Here is a 293-nt window from a genome sequence, read left to right on the forward strand (position 1 = left end):
TTATTTGAACAGCAAGTAATTCAGAATCCAGATTCTGTTGCGTTGGTATATAAAGATCAACAGTTAACTTATAAGGAATTAAATGAAAAAGTAAATCAATTAGCTTTTTATCTACAAAAACGAAACATAGGCCCTGAAAGTATGGTAGGGGTTTATATAGAACGTTCTTTAGAGATGATTGTAAGTATATTAGGAATAATAAAAGCTGGTGGCGCATATGTCCCACTAGATCCCGCATATCCAACAAAGAGGCTTGAATATATCTTGAAAGATGCCAACATACAAGTATTGCT

Annotated in this window: 1 protein-coding gene; it reads left to right on the top strand. The window is 33.1% G+C overall.

The features are described from left to right. Positions 1-293: AMP-binding protein (locus tag CN409_RS31120; protein ID WP_000652211.1), on the top strand; the 293-nt coding region annotated here is incomplete at both ends.

It is taken from the genome of Bacillus sp. AFS012607, assembly GCF_002558005.1.
GTDB classification, from domain to species: domain Bacteria; phylum Bacillota; class Bacilli; order Bacillales; family Bacillaceae_G; genus Bacillus_A; species Bacillus_A thuringiensis_S.